This window comes from Rhizobium sp. P32RR-XVIII (genome assembly GCF_012641395.1).
GTDB lineage: Bacteria > Pseudomonadota > Alphaproteobacteria > Rhizobiales > Rhizobiaceae > Rhizobium.
Map to the genome: position 1 here is coordinate 97,172 of NZ_JABAIH010000015.1, position 17,743 is coordinate 114,914.

The 17,743-nt window shown below is 56.0% G+C and carries 10 protein-coding genes and 1 pseudogene; 3 read left to right on the plus strand and 8 right to left on the minus strand.

The features are described from left to right. Window positions 1-49: 49 nt before the first annotated feature. Both repA and HGP14_RS28245 read right to left on the minus strand, forming a co-directional pair. Window positions 50-1,237, minus strand: coding sequence for a plasmid partitioning protein RepA (gene repA / locus HGP14_RS28240; protein ID WP_168833174.1), 1,188 nt, complete (start codon window positions 1,235-1,237; stop codon window positions 50-52). Window positions 1,238-1,546: 309 nt separating this feature from the next. Further along, entirely contained in the window at window positions 1,547-1,885 is a 339-nt protein-coding gene (locus HGP14_RS28245; RefSeq protein ID WP_168833175.1) for a helix-turn-helix domain-containing protein, read from the minus strand. A 164-nt stretch (window positions 1,886-2,049) separates the two neighbouring features. Here HGP14_RS28245 and HGP14_RS28250 point away from each other — a divergent pair, with 164 nt between their 5' ends. After that, entirely contained in the window at window positions 2,050-2,949 is a 900-nt protein-coding gene (locus HGP14_RS28250) for a nucleotidyltransferase and HEPN domain-containing protein (RefSeq protein ID WP_168833176.1), read from the plus strand. 36 nt (window positions 2,950-2,985) lie between these two features. Here HGP14_RS28250 and HGP14_RS28255 read toward each other — a convergent pair whose 3' ends face one another. Beyond that, window positions 2,986-3,258, minus strand: coding sequence for a type II toxin-antitoxin system VapB family antitoxin (locus HGP14_RS28255; RefSeq protein WP_168833177.1), 273 nt, complete (start codon window positions 3,256-3,258; stop codon window positions 2,986-2,988). Between the two features lie 164 nt (window positions 3,259-3,422). On the opposite strand from HGP14_RS28255, the pseudogene HGP14_RS28260 reads away from it, so the two are divergent. Then, window positions 3,423-4,395 (plus strand): annotated as a pseudogene (locus HGP14_RS28260) (RHE_PE00001 family protein); the annotation flags it as partial. A gap of 129 nt (window positions 4,396-4,524) precedes the next feature. Continuing rightward, window positions 4,525-6,522: an ATP-binding protein gene (locus HGP14_RS28265; protein WP_168833178.1), complete on the plus strand. Its 1,998-nt coding sequence runs from the start codon at window positions 4,525-4,527 to the stop codon at window positions 6,520-6,522. Between the two features lie 53 nt (window positions 6,523-6,575). On the opposite strand, the gene HGP14_RS28270 is transcribed toward HGP14_RS28265, so the two are convergent. The 5 genes from HGP14_RS28270 to HGP14_RS28290 all read right to left on the minus strand — a co-directional run bounded on the left by HGP14_RS28270 (window position 6,576) and on the right by HGP14_RS28290 (window position 17,614). Beyond that, window positions 6,576-9,092 carry a hypothetical protein gene (locus tag HGP14_RS28270; protein ID WP_168833179.1) on the minus strand — a complete coding sequence of 839 codons (2,517 nt, stop codon included), beginning with the start codon at window positions 9,090-9,092 and terminating at the stop codon, window positions 6,576-6,578. Between the two features lie 10 nt (window positions 9,093-9,102). Further along, window positions 9,103-12,102: a hypothetical protein gene (locus HGP14_RS28275; RefSeq protein WP_205927377.1), complete on the minus strand. Its 3,000-nt coding sequence runs from the start codon at window positions 12,100-12,102 to the stop codon at window positions 9,103-9,105. 194 nt (window positions 12,103-12,296) lie between these two features. Further along, the gene (locus tag HGP14_RS28280) at window positions 12,297-14,783 is read right to left on the minus strand and encodes a S8 family peptidase (protein WP_168833181.1); all 2,487 of its coding nucleotides are present in this window, start codon (window positions 14,781-14,783) and stop codon (window positions 12,297-12,299) included. 2 nt (window positions 14,784-14,785) lie between these two features. After that, on the minus strand, window positions 14,786-15,658 hold the full coding sequence (locus HGP14_RS28285) for an AAA family ATPase (protein ID WP_205927378.1): 873 nt from the start codon (window positions 15,656-15,658) through the stop codon (window positions 14,786-14,788). Between the two features lie 789 nt (window positions 15,659-16,447). Then, window positions 16,448-17,614 carry an IS110 family transposase gene (locus tag HGP14_RS28290; protein WP_168833183.1) on the minus strand — a complete coding sequence of 389 codons (1,167 nt, stop codon included), beginning with the start codon at window positions 17,612-17,614 and terminating at the stop codon, window positions 16,448-16,450. Between the last annotated feature and the right edge of the window lie 129 nt (window positions 17,615-17,743).

The window sequence follows — 17,743 nt, forward strand, 5'->3', positions numbered from 1 at the left end:
GCCGATGAAACCTTTCGAAAAAACCGGCATTTGTACGGCTGACAATGATCTATCCATTTAGCCGCCCCCAGGCTTGGTGCATGAGTGCGATTACTTCGCTGTTGACCCTGTCCATGGATTCTCGGGCGCGGTCGTAAGTGGTCGCGGTGAACTGCGAGCGTTCCACCTCGTAGAGCGACTGCTTGGTCAGCCCGGCATCCGAGATCGCCGTCGACTTGACCATCTGGTGCTTCAGCATCTGCTCAGCGAACATGCTCTGCATGAAACCGACCATCGACTGCTGCGGAACGTCACCCGGCTCATAGCGGGTGATACAATAGCGGAACCAGTCGAGCGATACGTTGACGCCGGCACCTTCGACGCTTTTCAGGATGCCGCCGAGCATCAGCAGGAACTGCGACATCGACATGATGTCGAGCATTTGTGGATGCACAGTGATCAGGACCGAGGTCGAGGTGGTCAGCGCTGTCAGCGTCAGATAACCGAGCTGCGGAGGGCAGTCGATGACCACGACATCATACTGGCTGTCGACTTCGGCAAGCGCCTGGCCGATGCGGGTATAGAAAAGTTTGCCGGCGTTACTGTCACGCCGCTGCATGGCGATCGGCGTATCGTATTCATATTCCTGCAGCTCGAGATTGGCGGGCACGATGTCGAGGTTCGGGAAGTTGGTCGTCTGAATGATCTTGCTGATCGGCTGGCGCTCATCGTCGTAACGCAGCGCCTCATAAAAGGACGGATTGGAGTCGAGCTCCGGCTGGATGCCGAAGAGGGCCGACATCGATGCCTGGGGATCGAGGTCAACGGCCAGCACGCGGTAGCCACGCAAGGAAAGATACTGAGATAGATGGACTGCCGTCGTGGTCTTGCCGGATCCGCCCTTGAAGTTGACGACGGAGATTACCTGCAGCTTGTCGCCGGGCTGTCGGCGCGGCCAGCGGCCGATGACCTCGCGCAGCTCGCCGATCTGCTCGGCGCTATAGTAGCGCCGTCCGGTCGGGGTCGTTGCCGGCTGCGGCCCCTTGCCTTGCAGGTGGAGCTTCTTCAGGTAGCTCGGGGAGACGTTGAGGAACTCCGCGACCTCGGCTAACGAGAAGCTGCGCAATGTCTTCTTGGCGTTGGGCGGGAACTTCTCCATGCGCAGCATGTCGAGTTTCGTAGAGATCTCGTTGCCCTGATCCAGGATGGTGTCCGAGAAACTCGGCGCCGGCGCTTTAGGCTTTGGTGTCGCGTTCATCCAATAAAATACCTTGGTGTCGATTTTTATCGAAAATCGTCGAATTATCGGCACTATCAGCCGATTCTCGAATTTGAACAAGGAATTAACGGTTAACGGCCCGGCGGGGGCCATTTATCTACATATTTTGGCAATATTGCCGCTGGATTTAGTGCTTCGGGAGCGTCACCGGCCAGCGAAGTCAGCGCGAAAAGCCTCGATGCTGGCGAATCGGTTCCACGTCGCGTCACCTCCTCCAAGGTTTGACTGACTTGAATAAGGCAGTTAAAGATCGTTTTCAAGCACGAATGTCGAAAAGAGCGACACCGCTCAAGAAGGGGAGGGGAGCAGCGCCGGAGAAATCTCGAAGAACCTGGCCTTGCCGCGACCCATCGCATTTGTCCCGACACGCTCGACGAGCAGGCCCTTGCGCACGAGCGGCTCGAGCACTTCGTTGACGCCGGTCCGGGTCAATCCGGTTTCCGTCACGATCGCGGAGACGGTGAGCTCGCGGCCCAATTCAAGCATGTATTGGAGGACATTCAACATGCCGATCTGCTTCAGGCGCGCCTGCGCCGTCTCATCGGGCAGCCTGTCGTCAAGGATCATCCGCGAGGCGAGGGCGGAAAAGGCGAAACTGTCGAGAGTGATCGAACCGCGAGGCGCCATGAGTGACTTTCGATACAAGAGATCAGACGCGGGAAGCATAGCGCCGGTCCATGCAACTGCAAACCGGCGTCCCCACAAACACAGCGCCAATACCCTTAGAAATTACGGTGGCGCCATGGCGAGAGCATCGCTAGATAGATGATTCAGCGGGAGTTTTGCCCTTGATGAAATCGAGCCTCGAACATCTGCCGGAAAAGAAGCAGCGCGAACTCGCGCGCGTCGTGGAAATCATTCACGAGGAGTTCGAGGATGCCTTGAAGGGAGGGGAGGCGGAGTTCAAGAAGAAGGGCCGCATCTGGAAGATCATTCTCTTCGGCTCCTATGCGCGCGGCACCTGGGTTGATGAACCGCACACGACGAAGGGCTACCGCTCCGACTACGACATCCTGATCATCGTCAGCACGAAGAAGCTCACCGAGCCCGAGTATTGGTATGCTGCCAAGGACCGGTTAATGCGCGATCGCGGCATCAAGACGCCAGTCGGCGTGATTGTTCACTCGCGTCGGGAAGTCGGCGATCACCTACACATGGGCCAGCCCTTCTTCTCCGACATCCGACGCGACGGCATTGTGCTCTACGAACTAACTGATGATCCCCTGCCTGAACCCAAACCGACGTCGCCTGCGGAAATGTATCGAATTGCGGCAGGGCACTTTGAGATGTTCCGGCGCGCCGGCAAGTATCTCAAGGGCGCTCGCTTTTATACGATCGAAGCCGACGTAGATGAAGCATCGTTCCTAATTCATCAATCTATAGAGCAAGCCTATTCAACCCTGCTTTTAACGCTTACGAATTACGCACCGGCGTCCCATAACATAAAGTTCCTGCGTGCACTCGCCGAGGATCGCGACCGTCGCTTGGCAGTGGCATGGCCACGCGACCGACAACGCTTTACCGCTTGGTTCAATCTAGTCAATGAAGCCTACGTAAAGGCGCGCTACTCGCCGTACTACGAGATCAGCTACGAAGCGTTGATCTGGCTGGGTGAACGAACCGCGGAGCTTCATCGGCTCGTGGCAACTGTATGTGAAGAACATTTGGCGCTGCTGAAGTCGCGGCTATAGTCCTAGGGGCAGTTAGTGGCTCACTTCCGGTAAACATTAGGGGTCGATGGCGATCAACGCGGTAAGGCCGTGTTCGTCGTAGAACTCGTCATGGACGGAGGATACACCGGCAGCGGTTCCCTTCCGGTCGTCGGCCGCGAGATCCCAGACCGCGTCAATCGGATGGCGGTTCTTCTGCTGTCTGAGCTCGCTGTCATGGTGCTCGAGCGCCTGCTCGAGCTTGTTGACCGGCATGCCGGTGCGGCGGGCGAGCGCGTGCGCCAGGTCCCTAGCCTTGGCGCGAAGAATGGAAAGCTGTGGTTTGGACATGATGCTTTGGTTACAATGATCGCGGCGTGAGATCGTAAGAAAGCTGCGTCAGATGGCTCACCATCGATAACCGATACTTATCGATGGTTATAACGACAACGGGAAATGCAATCCACCAACGGAACCAAAAGACGCTATCGCTTCCGCTTAATGGTGTGTTGACCATGATTTCAGTGGCTTATGATCTAGCGAAAATCAGCATTTTAGCCCTGATGCGACCGGCTTTCGACGCCGTTGTCGCGCTCACCCGTCTCGACGAGCGCATCGCCCGCTCACCCGTCGGGGCCGGCTGGTGTGAGCGCCAGAATTTTACCGATGCCTGTGCGTCCCTATGGATCGATGGCGAACTCGTGCACCGCGAAGACCTCGTCCTCCACGACGCCACCCGCGATATCCGCACCCCCCACCCACGAACTCACCATCGCCCGCGACGTTCTTCGCACCCGCCGGCGCATTGCAACTCAGTCACCGGAGTGGGCGCTGTCGGCAGACGGCGTTCGGGCGCTGCGACAGACATCTGAGATCCCGTCGACCGGCACGGGCGAGGCGACGACGGTCGCCGCCACCCGACGCGCATTCGCAACCGATCCGGAAGGGGAGGAGGACGACGCCGGCGAGGTCGAAAATCTGCCTGGCGTCGACTATGCCGCCATCGATGCCGTGCTGGCCCGATCGGAAACCGCGATCGAAAACGCAACGCGGCCCGGCCGCGCCAGCAGCCATGCTGCCGAAAAGGATCCGCTGGTCTATGATCTCGACTGGGACGAGGATGCGCGGCTCGACGAGTGGCGGGGCGTGTTGCGCAAGGTCGAACACTTGCCGGCGGTGCTGCAGGCGATCGTCGCCCTGGATGCCTGGAATGAATTGTCAGTGCTGCAGCACGCGCCCTGGCTCGGTCGGCTGTTTGCGGCCTCCATCTTGCGCCAGGCCGGCATCACCACCGGCGCCTATCTGGCGGCCGTCAATCTCGGCCTCAAATCGATTTCGGTCGATCGGCGCCGGCATCGCGATCGTGAGACGCGGCTGCTGGCCATCGCCCATGCGTTTTTGGCGGCCGCCGAGATCGGCATGAAGGAATATGACCGGCTGGTGCTCGCACGCACGATGTTTGAACGGAAGCTGGAGGGGCGACGGACGGATCCGGCGACGTCAGCGTCATGATGTCTACGTGGACTTTGAGATGGGCAGATCACAGAGGCCGCAAAGTCCGTCATTGACAGCCCCTCGGCTTGTCTGCTTGGTGATTTCTCAATCAAAGGGGGATCGATGTCGACGATTACGCTCAAGGCAAAGCATGACCACCTCGAGAAGGTCGCCAGCACGCGAGACCCGGTTAAGGCCATTGCCGAGTTCGTTTGGAATGCCTTGGACGCAGATGCGACAAGGGTTTCGGTCGATTTCCCGAGAAATCCCCTCGGCGGGGTTCAGTCCATTGTTATTTCCGACAACGGGCTTGGGATTTCCAGAGATCGTGCCGAGCATGATTTCGAGAGCCTCGGGGAATCCTGGAAACGCCAGGCCCGGCAAACGAAGGTCCACGCGCGGGCCATTCATGGGAAGGAGGGGCAAGGCCGCCTCAAGTTCTTTTCGCTGGCGCAAAAGGCGAACTGGAACACGGTGTATGAGGCAGATGGCAAACGCTTTTCACTGTCGATCTCCGTCGACTCGAACAGGCTGCACACCGGGACAGTCTCGGAGCCCGTCGAGGTGCCGGCTGAAGAAACCGGCACCGTGGTTGGACTTACCAATCTCAAGGAAAGCTTTGAATGGCTGACCGGCGAACAAGCCAGCGCCGATTTCAATGCGACCTTTGCGCCCTACGTGCTTCAGTATCCCGGGATTGAAATCCTGTATGATGGCGTGCCGGTCGACCCCAAGACGTCGATCGAGCGATCGTATGATTTCAAGACCAAGTCGGTTGTCGGCGCAACCCGCGTTATCAGCGACCTCTCTCTGAAGGTCATTGAATGGAAGTCGAAAGTGTCCGCCCGGCGCATTCATTTCGGCGGAGAAACCGGGGTGGTCCTGGGGACGCTTCCCGCAAATGTTACGGCGCCGGACTACTCGTTCTCTGTCTACGCCTATTCGCCCTTCTTTCAGGAGATTGCCAACGCCAACCTGCTGGAGCTCGACGGTCTTGGCGATCCTGATTTCACTCGTGTGGTCGACTACATCCGCGACGAAGTCGGTGACTACTTCCGAGACCGTGAGGCCGAAAAATCGAGCGAACTGATCCAGTCGTTGAAGGAAGCGGGCGTTTATCCCTATGAGGGTGATCCCAAAGATGAAATCGAGCGCCGGGAACGACAGGTGTTCGATATCGCGACCCACGCCGTTCAATCCTATTCGCGTGATTTCAAGAAAGCCGAAAACGCGCTGAAGAAAATAACCTTGGGACTGCTGAAGGAAGCTCTGGCGCACAATCCGGAATCGGTGACCCGAATCCTCAGGGCAGTGTTTAATCTTCCCAAGAACAAGCAGGACGATTTTTCGAATCTTCTGGAAAGGACGCAGCTTTCTCATATCATATCGGCGTCGAGCCTGATCGCCGAACGAGTCGTCACGCTGCAGGCGCTGCGCGAGATGGTTTTCGACCCGAAGCACCGGTCGACCATCAAGGAGCGCGGCGAACTCGATGTTTTGGTCGGTGAGAACACTTGGATCTTCGGCGAAAACTTCCATTTCACGATGCAGGAATCGGGTCTGACGAAAATCATGGCTCGCGTTTCGGAGGAACTTGGCAAGACCCGGTCTCGCCACAGTAAAGGCCGCAAGCCCGACGGCAAGATTGGCCGCATAGATTCCTTCATGGGCCGGATGGTGCCGCACGCAGATACAGGCCACCGCGAGTTTCTGCTCATCGAGCTGAAGAGGCCATCGCTGAGGGTTACCCGGAAGGAACTGGATCAGCTCGAGGACTACGTTCGAGCCTTGATCCAACAGCCTGACTTCTCGACAACGTCCACCGTCTGGAATTTCTACTTGGTTACGACGGAATACGACGATTACGTCAAAGACAGAGTCACGCAAACAGGCAGGCCGATCGGCCTCTTCCTTGACAAGGAGAACCACAAGGTCTGGGTGAAAACCTGGGCTGAGATCATTCGAGATTGTGACGGTCGACTAAACTTTATCCAGGAGCGCCTGCGGGTCGAGGTCTCTGCTGAGGAAATCGAGCAGAAGATCGCGCTCCTAAAAACGTCAATCGTCAAGACCGGAAAGGAAAAGGCAGACACCCAGGGTGACACTGGGAAGAGAGCCTAGGGCTCATTAGCGTGAAAACTTTCCTCGAAACCGGATTGTTGATGGATCTCAGGTCAGGGTGATTCGAATATCTGCAGAGGTTTGAAACGGCGAGCGGCGCCGTTCTCGTTCAATTTCCAGACCAACTCGGTCGCTTCACCCGCGGTCTTCCCATAGTGGTCAATAAGCGCCTGCACAAGGAGCGCATACTCGTTGTGAATGTTGGTCGCGAATATTCCAGTATCGTCACTCCCCACACAGATGGTAGGCTTTGATCCCGTGGGTTCAGCCGCAACTCCCAGCCACCTGAAGATGTGGTGTTCTCTGTGGTCATTGTACAGGCTAATTCGCACGTTGCTGGTGGGGAGGGTCTCGATCGCGACTCCCCTGAGGTTCAATCGTTCCAGCGCCATGTCTTGAAGAGCAATCAGAGCAGAAGCGGGAAAGTAGCTGGCTTCAATCTCGACGGGCTGACAGACGTATTCGCTTTTGCGATGTCTTTGTCGAAACAGTTCGTAAGCCGCTGGGTGATGCTCTGCCGCGCTCATTATTAGTTCAAGCTCTGCGCGAACGGTGACATCCGTGACCTTTTGGGCAAAGCTTCTTGCTGCCTTGGCGACGAGGTGAGGTTCACGAAGCTCTCCGTATTCGCGCTCTAATCGCAGTACAGTGAGGATGTCCAGATGGCGCAAACACCACTCCTGGTGGAGGACTGCGATACTTTGTTCGCGACCATAGACCAGCGCCGACACGGTGCAGGCATCGTTATGGATACGCTGAACGAGCGCGGTATGCTCGCCGCGGCCAGCCAAGAATTTTCCGGCGAAAACAAGGTTATCGAGCCACTGAGACCGCGGCACTACGATCCGATCTCCGGTGCGATCAAGCCAGAGTTGCGGTGAAATGCCGAGCGCGGTGGCATGGCCAACTCTATCCCCTATCCGAAGCCCCAGAAACTCAACGGCTTCTACGGTTGCTCTGATGCCTGATACGATATGTAAGAAGTCTTCGCCAACGTGGTACGTGGAATGGTCGACGGCATCTCGTCGGAGTAGTCTGAAGGCTGGAGCGAAAGCCTCCGGCGGGGCATGCAATTCATTTGCAGCGGCATCAATACCGCGAATGAGCTGCCGAGCTACAGGGGATTTTTTGATGATATGCCTTAACAACCGCGCCTGGAGGAGAGCGTCGCTTCTTGCTTGACCATCTCGAGATTGGCTATATCGGCCCCTCTGTTTTCCGATGCGCTTTATGAAATGTGCCACTAATGCAAACTCTGTGTCTCTGCGGCCCCGCTTGATTCCTTTGCATTGAGTTTGGTCACATTGTCCCGAGACACACTGTGGAAGCCGGGCGGTGCGATTCCACGATACTCGCTCACTACAGCCACGAAAATCGAGGTACCCGCTGACTATACGATCGAGAAGAACCATGATGTCATTTAGCGTCTTCTTCGGCGCAAAACGGCCCTCTAGGTGGGCAATATTAGTGTACGGAGCCTTTCTATTTAGCTGACGGAAGCGCTGCGAATAGACACGCTCGAGCTTCTCTCGCGTTCCGACCACTGTGTACTTTTGGAATTGATCAAACCCCACCTCGTCTGCCTGCTGAACGGTGATTTTGGCGATCTGATTTAGCACTAGGAAGTTGAAATAGAGGCCGAGGTTTATCAGGTCACGCGAGTGCTTTGGTCCCGTCGTCCAGCTCAGCATAGCTGAATAGAGAAATGCCGCTTCATCGATGAGTGGTGGATTCTCAGCGTCACCAAAAGCAACGACGCCGGGATTTTTCGAAAGCGTGATGCCGTGAGCAAGGTCACAATCGTAGTCCGGTACACTCGCAGTCATCAGGCCGACTAACTGATGCGGAGTGATATTCGATCCGCTGTGGCCGAGAGCGATGTTGGCAACGACGTGCCTCACACGGCGAGCAGAGCGTAGCCGATGATACAGTTCGTACGGACGGAGGTTGAACTCCATTTGGTCATAAAGTTCGTCTGGAAGACCCGATCCCCGTCTCGCAGCCGAGAGTTCAGCGTGATACAGTTTCGGAAATCGTACAGCGTCAAGCCAAACAATATCCAGTTCAGTCGACCCGTTCAGGTGCATGTGAAGTTCGTTCAGTCCTGTGATTTCTTCAAGGCGCTCAAGCTCCGGGAGGACTGGGCTTAATATGGCGGTGTCACCTATTTCCGCGTACAGGAACCGACGCGGATCTATACCTAGAGCTGGACCCCGGCCCTCAAGTATAAGGAACGCGACAATTACCGCGAGAGGCGAGATGCTTGGTAGCAGTCGTTGCCATTCTAGAAATTCCGAGGATCGGATTGCCAATCGACCCGCGCGCCTCTCTATAAACCGTTCTGCAAGCGCTTTTAGAACAATGGGGGTGAGATCACCGATTGTCTTGGCCTCGCCCAAGCGGTGATTCAAGTACCCTTTATAGAAGTGGTCAGGGCGGTACGGATCTGATCGCCTCTCAAATACGAAAATACGACGCAGTACCTCGTCGATTAAGGGAACTCGCCCTTGTGCCAAGTCGCCGAGTGACGGGAAATCCGCGAATACCTTCCTGTAGATAAGTGCACTCAAAATTCCGATCCTACGGTGAAGGATTTGCCCGAGCAGAGGGGGGTTGACGTTTGCGCCAAGCCTCGGTGGTTTGCCGAAGTACTCTTCCGGCGGTGCGATCAAATTCTGAAGTGCCCTGCATCTGGACGGTATTCAGAAGGAAAAACAATCCATCGAAGGTAATCGGCGGCTCATCGGCCTTAGACGAACTAAAACGCGTAGCGAAAATGGAACCTGTGGTGTCTTCCGCAAGATAGGCTGACAGCCTGTCAGCGTAAAACTGATAAATACTATCATTTGGTTCCAGCCGGCGTGGTTTGTCGACCTCGTCATACTCCTCCCTTGCGAGGAAGAACCCCCACAAAGGGCATGAGAAAACCAAATCGAAGAACCTAAACTCTTTTGTGTCACGGAACCCCGGAGGATTTTGATAGATCTCCCGCAGAAGCTGAACGAATACCTCCCCCGATCTAACTGGATTGCTCGCCGCTTTCGCGGGGGTTCGAGCGTTGGCTGAACGCATCAGCTCGTAGCCAAGAGCATGTAGAAATCCGATGATAGTCCGATGCATATAGATTCCGAGATAGCGGCTATCGCGGTGTTTGAGATCGTCGCGTATATTGGCAAATGTGTACGTGAACCGAGTCCACACACGGGCCAAAGTAACTGGCGCAAGCCCAAAATCTGCGCTTTGAACGCTATTTGAGCTCATCCATTTCAAAAGCGCTCTTTCAAGCTGGTGAGCTTCTTTGCTCGGGCCATCTGAATGGTCGGAGTCCGCGAAATCGTCCTGGTGTGAATCGAATTCTATATAGCTCTCGGAGTTAGCGCCGTCTAACGCAATCGGCGTTGGGTAGCTCCTGGCCTGGCTGCATTGGTTCACCAACTCAGTCAGCGCTTGGAGTTGACTCTTGTTTGGAGCGCGACCAATCTCCAAAGCATCTGCCATCAGGCCTAAGAGCCGTAGCACAGAGTAATTTCCTGACTCTGCCTGCTGCCCACTCACGATCCTACTAAGGGGAAGCATCGCTGCCCTGCTTGCGCTACCATTGAGACGCTGAGCAAGGTCCTCGATTCCATTCGCAAAGTATACCTGGAAAGCGGCTTCTGTCCCACGCCGAGAGCCGTACTGCCAACCGCCCGCGCAAAGACGTGTGTGGAAGCCACGTAGCGCGGGGGGCAAACTCGAAAGGAGCCGACTAACATCATCGCGGCTACCTGTAGCCATGGCTCGGAAGGCTTCTCGGTCAAAGCCATTCTTGCTCCCATCGTACTCTAGGCCATAGAGTTCTCGCGCGGCTGCTCCCGTTTCCCGTATCCTGGCAAGTGGTACAGACGCGCCGCTTAATCGGATACCCCGTACCAACTGTTTCGTGCCTTCTCGGCCGCGTTCGGTCGCCTCCCATGAAGCTACTCGGCTTGCGAATTGAACCGGGCTCTCTAGGGCAGTGGCGTTGACGTGGGCAATGAAACTTTCGAGATCGCCGGTCGCTTCGGCTTCTGAACCACGATAGTGAATTTCACCACGATCAAGTTTTTCTCTTACCAATGAAACTTTGATCCAGTAGTCGATCATTTTTCCCGGCGAACGCTTGAAGACATCGAGTAGCGCAGCGCCCACGTACATCGCGGCAAGGTTTTTGTCCGCCTCGGCGCCGTCTGGGTAGCACCTCGCCAGCGGGAGCCATAGGCGCGACTTTGTCAACCAATGAGTCAACGATGGAATAAGGGCGTTCGGATTCGGATTTCTGGTGTCGCTCACATCCAGGCCAAGTGACGTCACTGCTGTCCAGGAGATATGCCTTAACGTATCGAGAGCGACTGGCCGACCGTTGCCCGCGCCTTGATCACGGCTAGCTCCGGATAACAGCTGAAGAGCACTTCTCGTCGGAAGTCGAAGTATTTGCTGCCTATAGAGTGTTACGTCTTTCGGAGTATTTATGCCAAACACCTCGGACACCACATTGGTGAGGAAGTGCCGCTCGCTTATCAAGCCTTCGATGTTGTCACCACGAAAAGCTAGACCCACGCCATCAGCATGGAATTCTAGATTTCTCAGCTCTATTCGGTTTTCAGGTCGGGCTATCTTTACGAGATATTGGTCTTGAAGAGAATCGACCATCCGGCTGATTTTGGAAATTATCGCCGCGTCCCCATCGATCTTTGATCGCATCTCCTCGGCTCTTAGGAACGAAGGATTCATCTGCTCCCACTGCTGACGCCGGACGAGTAAGGTATACAGGTCTAAATCGCCTGAAAGAATAATTCTCAACTGCGACGTTGCTAGATACTTCCGTAGAGCCTCAAGCACCGGCCAACCACGTTCAAACCAAGTGTCAACGTCATCAATGGCAAGCACAAACGCGTCGCAACCAACATATGAGACGGCACTGGAAATGAACTGACGGAAGCGCAATTCAAAATCATGAGCAGCCGCGGCGTTTTCCAAGCCCTCGTCTAGGACGAAATCCGGATCGACCCAATCTTTTCCCGCGTAGAGCTGTTCTCCTATGCCATCCAGGAGGTAGAGCCCTTGAGCTAATTTTCTGAGCGCTCCTTCAACTTGCCGATACTCATCGTTTGCATCGACGATGTTTCTTCTGCGGTGCAGGACGGCCTTTCTGATCTTCTCGATGATGACGACGATAATGTTTTGCTTGGATTCTATCAATGTCGGGTCGATTATTCCCAAGCTGTAAAGCTCTGGAACGGCGGATCTCGGTGTGGATACGCTCTCGACGTAGGATTTGTAGCTCTGGTCGACAATTGCCGACAGGATCTGCGTAAGAAACGTTGTTTTTCCCTCACCGCGCCGCGCGGTGACGAGCAGAGCATCGTGGCGCCGGTCAGTTAGGACGTCGAGTTCCGAAGGTCTGTCGGCAGACGTTTTGGTGCGTGGCGGCTTGCTGATGTCCTTGATCAAGCAACGAAATACTTGTTCACGCGCCTCAATTTGAATGAAGCCCTCTGAAGAGGACGCCATCGATGGGTTATCGATAACGTTCAAGTCAATTGTGATAACGTCCGGCAAAGCTCACCTATGCGAAAATGACTTCCAATAGCAGACTCTCTCTACGTAGCGTTGAATCAGTTAAGAATCGGCAATCAAATTGTTTGTTCGATCTCGATTTTGGCTGACTTAAACGTGAGCCACACTGGATCGCTGTGTACCGAGCTCTAGACGCGGCGCTAACGGATTGAGCAATTAACGCACGCGCGTGAAGGTCAGATCTCGATCTCACTCTCCGCAGCGATCTCGCTTTCGATTCGAGCCTTTGCGGTGATGACGGCGCTATAGAGATCGACATTGACCCCCGGCGCCTTCAAGGTCACGACAAGAGCGTAACGCGTTTTGCGATTAACGATCTCTTTTGATGCCCGATTGCGCCACCATCCAACAACGGGCTTTACGCAGAGCAGCTCTCGACTGAGGAGCTCGATCGCCGGACCAGTCCAGACATCGCAATGCAACGAGCCCGAGGAAATGCTACCTGGACCGAAAACCCATCGCGCGTCATCAGGATGGGGCGGCGGCTTCACGCCGTCTTCTCGCTCCGCGGCATTCACACGTTGCTTGAACCGGGCCGGCAGCTCGCCGCGCCTTTGTAAGTCGAAGCGTAGGCCATAAGCCTGATATCGCTGGGGATCGACATTTGCCGAGAATCCTGGATTGGGCTCGATGAAATATGAAAGCGTAACCTTCAGTTCAACTACAGTGTTTTGCAACTGCTCCAAAACAGAAGCCGGAAGGGGAAGCCTGTAATAATGGCATTCGTTGAACTCCCGCTTGCCCTTCAATCTAAAGGGCTGGATTTCTGCTTGAGCGATCAGCGCCAAATGATCTCTTGCTGATGCAGAAGCCCGATCGTAATCAGGGACGCCATAGCCGAAACGGCGAACGAGAGGATATCGGTCCTTTTTTCCGGCGGGGCTGTTCAGCTGCGCCAACATGGGCTCGGTCCATTCGGCGCTGTGCACGACAAGGGCACGCACAGTTTCTGGCCAATAGCTGGGATTGTTGGCCGTCAATCGCGCAACGATCCGCGCGGCCTGTGCAGTCGCCGCACTAGTCGCTTGAAAGGCTGTCAGCGTGTCTGCGCCAAGGGTGGACGACGTGGTCAAGAGCGATAACGAATCGAGCGTCAAAACCTCACGTTTGGCTGGGCTGACCGCACGATTACCGGCCTCAAGAACCACCTCCGGTTTGATTGGTGCCCGGGAGTGACCCCAGTTTACGCTTGTGCGGCTGTGCGGGCTCAGTTCACCGGCCCCCGCGAGGCTTGACCATGTCTCATATCCAGCGTCCGCGATCGTCGTGAGATCCGTATAGCCACCGACTGTAAGTGCGTTCCAGGCTTGGCTCGGATCCTCAGCCGGAAAGTCGTCTGTTTGGGGCAGGCGTGAGTATTCGATCTCTGGCGGGACGTTTCCCGCGGAGACGACGAACATCCGCTTTGGCGCGTCATCGTCATCGGCATTCATGGCGCCGGCGGCGGCTTGGTCGATCGCGGCGCTCCAGGTCGAGGGTCGAGCGCCTGTGACGTTCTGATTGGTCACGGCCATGCAAAAAACCCGAGTGCGATCTGGCGCGGCGATCTCTGCCAAAGAAACCGCCGTCTGGGTGATGATCCCATAGGAATTGGGGTCATTCGGGTCGGCACCCGCCGGCGGAAGCAGCTTAACCGATTCCAGACGGTGCGTCAGCTGCCGCGACGATTGATCTGCCAGTGCCGATGTCAAGTCCCCATGGAGCGCAAGACCGGCCATAGCGGTCCCGTGGCTGTGGTGATCGTCTATACCCCATTCCGGATCAATTGCGTGCTGATCGGCCGTAGTAAGCGCCGGCTCAATCAAGGCATGGCCACGATTAATGCCGGTATCCAGAATGCAGATCGCCGGAACCTCACTTCCGGGCCATGTGATGCGTTCGGCAAGATCGTCGACCCACGCGCCCTGGCTGTCTTTTGCATCTTCCAAAAAGAAGACAGGGGTGTCACTTGCCCGGCGAAGCTCGCTGACGACCACCGTGGCAAAAGTCATCAGTTCGATAGCAGCGCGACGGGCAAGGACCGGAACGACAACGGCCTCGGGGAAGTAAAGACGACGATCACTTGCTGCCGCGCGCAGCCCTAGCCGTTCGCAGGCAGTCTCCAAAGCCGCCTCGTTCTCCCGATGTGCCCAAACCGCCCACCACATAAGATGGTGGGGATCTCCCGGTAGAGCGGCTGGATCGTCTGTCCAAAACACCTCGAGACGCGCTCGTCTAATTTCTTCGATCTTTTCGACCCGCGCCGAATGTGGCGGTTTCCCAGCAATCACTGACAATGGACCGTTCAGATAGTCGTCAAGAATCTGTTTGAGCGCTTCCTGCGAAGCATCTGGAACGTAGAGCGCGACTGTACGAACGTTATTTGCGTCTTTGGTTGCGCCAGGACGTATCCCTTTCTTCTTCCACAAGAGGGCCGCGTCCACGTTACTTCCGGCGCGCAGTTCAACTTCTATATAGCCACCGTCCGCTGGTTGCAGGCGAGGATCACTGCCTCTGAGTTCGGTGATTGCCGCGAGTGCGACATCCAGCTCGTGAGCGAGCTTGCGGCCGTGTTCTGCCCGTATGCGTGGTGTGCTCGAGCCTCCGCTGCCTGTACCACTATAGGGACTTGCGGAAAGAAGGGCCGAAACATCGATATGAGGAAGCGTAAATCGGCCAGCCATGCTTAATCTGGACGCCTTTCATCAAGGAATGCCTCACGCATATCCCGTCGTTGGTTTAGCCGTAGCAAGACGTCGTCGGTCGCGATAGACTTTCTCTCGTCCAGGATTGCCGTCTTGACAGCATCGTCGGTGGCTCGAACGATTTCGGACTGGCTGAGGCCTTCGGCGGCCTTGACGATCTTCGACCACCCAAGCCGCGCAGACGACATCGGTTTGAGGTTGTTAGTGATGATGCGCTTGATCTGATCGGCAGTTGGGGCTTCGAACTCAAGAACAAGGTCGTATCGGCGCAGGAGCGCACGGTCGAGAAGCGATGGGTGATTGGTGGAGCAGATAATCAGGCTGTCAGTGGAGTTTCCCTCTTCCATGAACTGCAGGAAGGAGTTGAGGACGCGCCGCATTTCTGCAACATCGTTCGAAGCTGTTCTGTTCGCTCCGACAGCATCGAATTCATCGAATAAAAAGACGCCTCTGCGCCGCGCTGTTTCATCGAAGACCAGTCGCAATTTGGCTGCTGTCTCACCCATGTAGCGGGTGATCAGGCCTTCGAGCCGGATAACATAGAACGGGATCTTGAGCTCGCCCGCGAGCGCTTCAGCGGACATTGTCTTACCCGAGCCGGGTGGTCCGACGAATAGCACCCGGCGATTTGGGGTGCGGCCATGCTCCCGTAACCAGTCGCGCTTTCGCTGCTGACGGATCATGTCGCCGAGATTATCGAGAAGCGGCTGGGCGAGAACCATATCGCTTAGCGTAAAGCGCGGCTCCTTTAATTCCAACAGCCCCTCAAGGTCGCCTCGAGGGGCACCAAGTGGTATCGCTACACTGGCGCCACGAGATCGACGAGCTCGCGCTTTATCGACTTCGGCGCGCATTTCCTCGGCGGTTGTCTTGTGGCCCTGTCGCGCTTCTGAGGCCGCGATCTGGAGGGCAATCGAGAAAAACAGGTCGTCGTCGCCCTCGGCGCGGCTTCTCAGCATGGCAAGGATTTGCTTGGCGTTCGACACGGTCTTCTCTCTTTGTTAAGCCATCCTATTACAGATGTGGCCGACAAGATAAGATAGTAGCGCAAGTCGTCCACATCGACTTTATGCTTGGAAACCACCAATGGTTCCTTACCTCGGCCGGCTACAGCACGCGGAAACTGCGATTTTCAATCCATAAAAACACTATCACGCAAGAACATAAAGGGAACATCGGCACCTTGCAAGTCAAGAGGGGTCCAGTCAGGATAGATCGGGTGTTGGGCTGGTTCCATATAGGCGCCTAATGCCTCAACGGGGTTTCGCCATCTTTAACCGAAGCAATCTTAGATACTTAGCAGTTCCGAGTCGTTGGTCGTGGGTTCGAATCCGTTCACATCAGGATCTTTGTCAATTGTTCATTCGACTGGCATCGAATTTCTCCGTTTTAAGCGAATCCGCGGTCTGAGCCCATAGCGATTACCGGCCCGTTCGCGGGCCTGTACAACCTCACATTCGGTCGCCGTTCGTAGCGGCTGCACCATTATCCCGCTTTCGACGGTCACGGGCTCAGGAGAACGGGACCAAACTCAAGATCGGCGTTTAAGAGCCAAAAGGATTCCCGGTCCGTCCACCTGGATCCGTCAGGACTGATCAGGCCCTGAGGACGAGTGTTCTGATCAAGCTAGCGGCGCTTGCACTTCAGGCGGTTTTCATGATTGCACCTTCGATAACGACGCCGGAGCTCACGTATTTCCACAGTGCAACGAGCAGCTTGCGGGCCAGCGCCACGATCATCGGCGTTTTAAGGCGGCCCGCGTTGCGAGCGATGCGCTCCTTGAACCACAATGTTAACGGCGATTTCGGTTGATGCCGCAACCATAGCCAGGCGAGCTCGACCATGGTCGCTCGCAAACGCGGATTTCCCGCCTTCGAGACACCTTGCTCGCGACTGACGTTCCCGCTTTGCCAAGGGGAGGGGGCAAGGCCAGCGTAAGACGCGATTTGCCGTCGATTGTCGAAGTGTCGGAACAGGCCTTCCGTGTAGAGTATCGTAGCGAACTCTGGACCAATTCCTTTGATTCCCAAAAGCGCCGTCGCTCCTGCCGGCGTTTCCGGCGTCTCCTGCACGATCAACGCATCTCGCTCGGCTTCTACGGCCTTGATTTGTGTGAGTAACAGTTCGAGGCGATCAAGCTCTCTACAGATTTCTGCTTTCAAATGCTTTGCTAGCGGTCGGCCATCTCCAGTTCGAAGCTCGTCCAGACGCTGGCGACGATCTCTATTTACAGGCTCGTACCCTCGTATTCCTTGCGTAAAGAGCAGCCCCTTTATGCGATTGACGTGGAAGACACGCTCCGCAATTAGAGTTTTGCGCTCCCGCCCGATCCGACGATTGTCGTCCTCCTCGGGTGTGAGGAGTTTGACCATCGAGCACGCACGTGGCTCGCCACGTTTCCACGCCATCAAGGCGCGGATCAGCGTTTCGCCGTCGATGCGATCCGTTTTTGCCCGGCGATGGCGGCGGGGCATGGCAATGGATGCGGCCTCTACAATATGGCTTTCGATCCACTCTTCTCGGCTGAGCATTCGCCCCAGCCAGAAACCGTCAAGTCCGGCTTCCTGGATCACCACCAGCGGATACAGCCTCTCCCGGCGTCTCTGGGCTTTGTGACGAAGTGCGGCGAAACATGAAAACAAGCCGGCGATATCGCCGCCGGTCACCGTATGACGGGACATCTTCTCGCTTCCAGGCAACATAGCTGTCACGAGCCATGTCGATTTGCTCAATTCCAACGAGACGAAAATTGCGCCAAGATCGACGGGGGTAGCGGTCCGTGCTTGAGTTCGATCTGCTGTTATCGGCATGATTGGCCTCCAGAGAGTTTTCTAGATGGTGTAACGGGCGGAGCCCAGCCAGCCGAGTTTGAAGGCTTGGTGGTCGTCCCTCACAATGATGGTGTCGCGGAGTAGGGATTGACCTGCTCCATAACATCA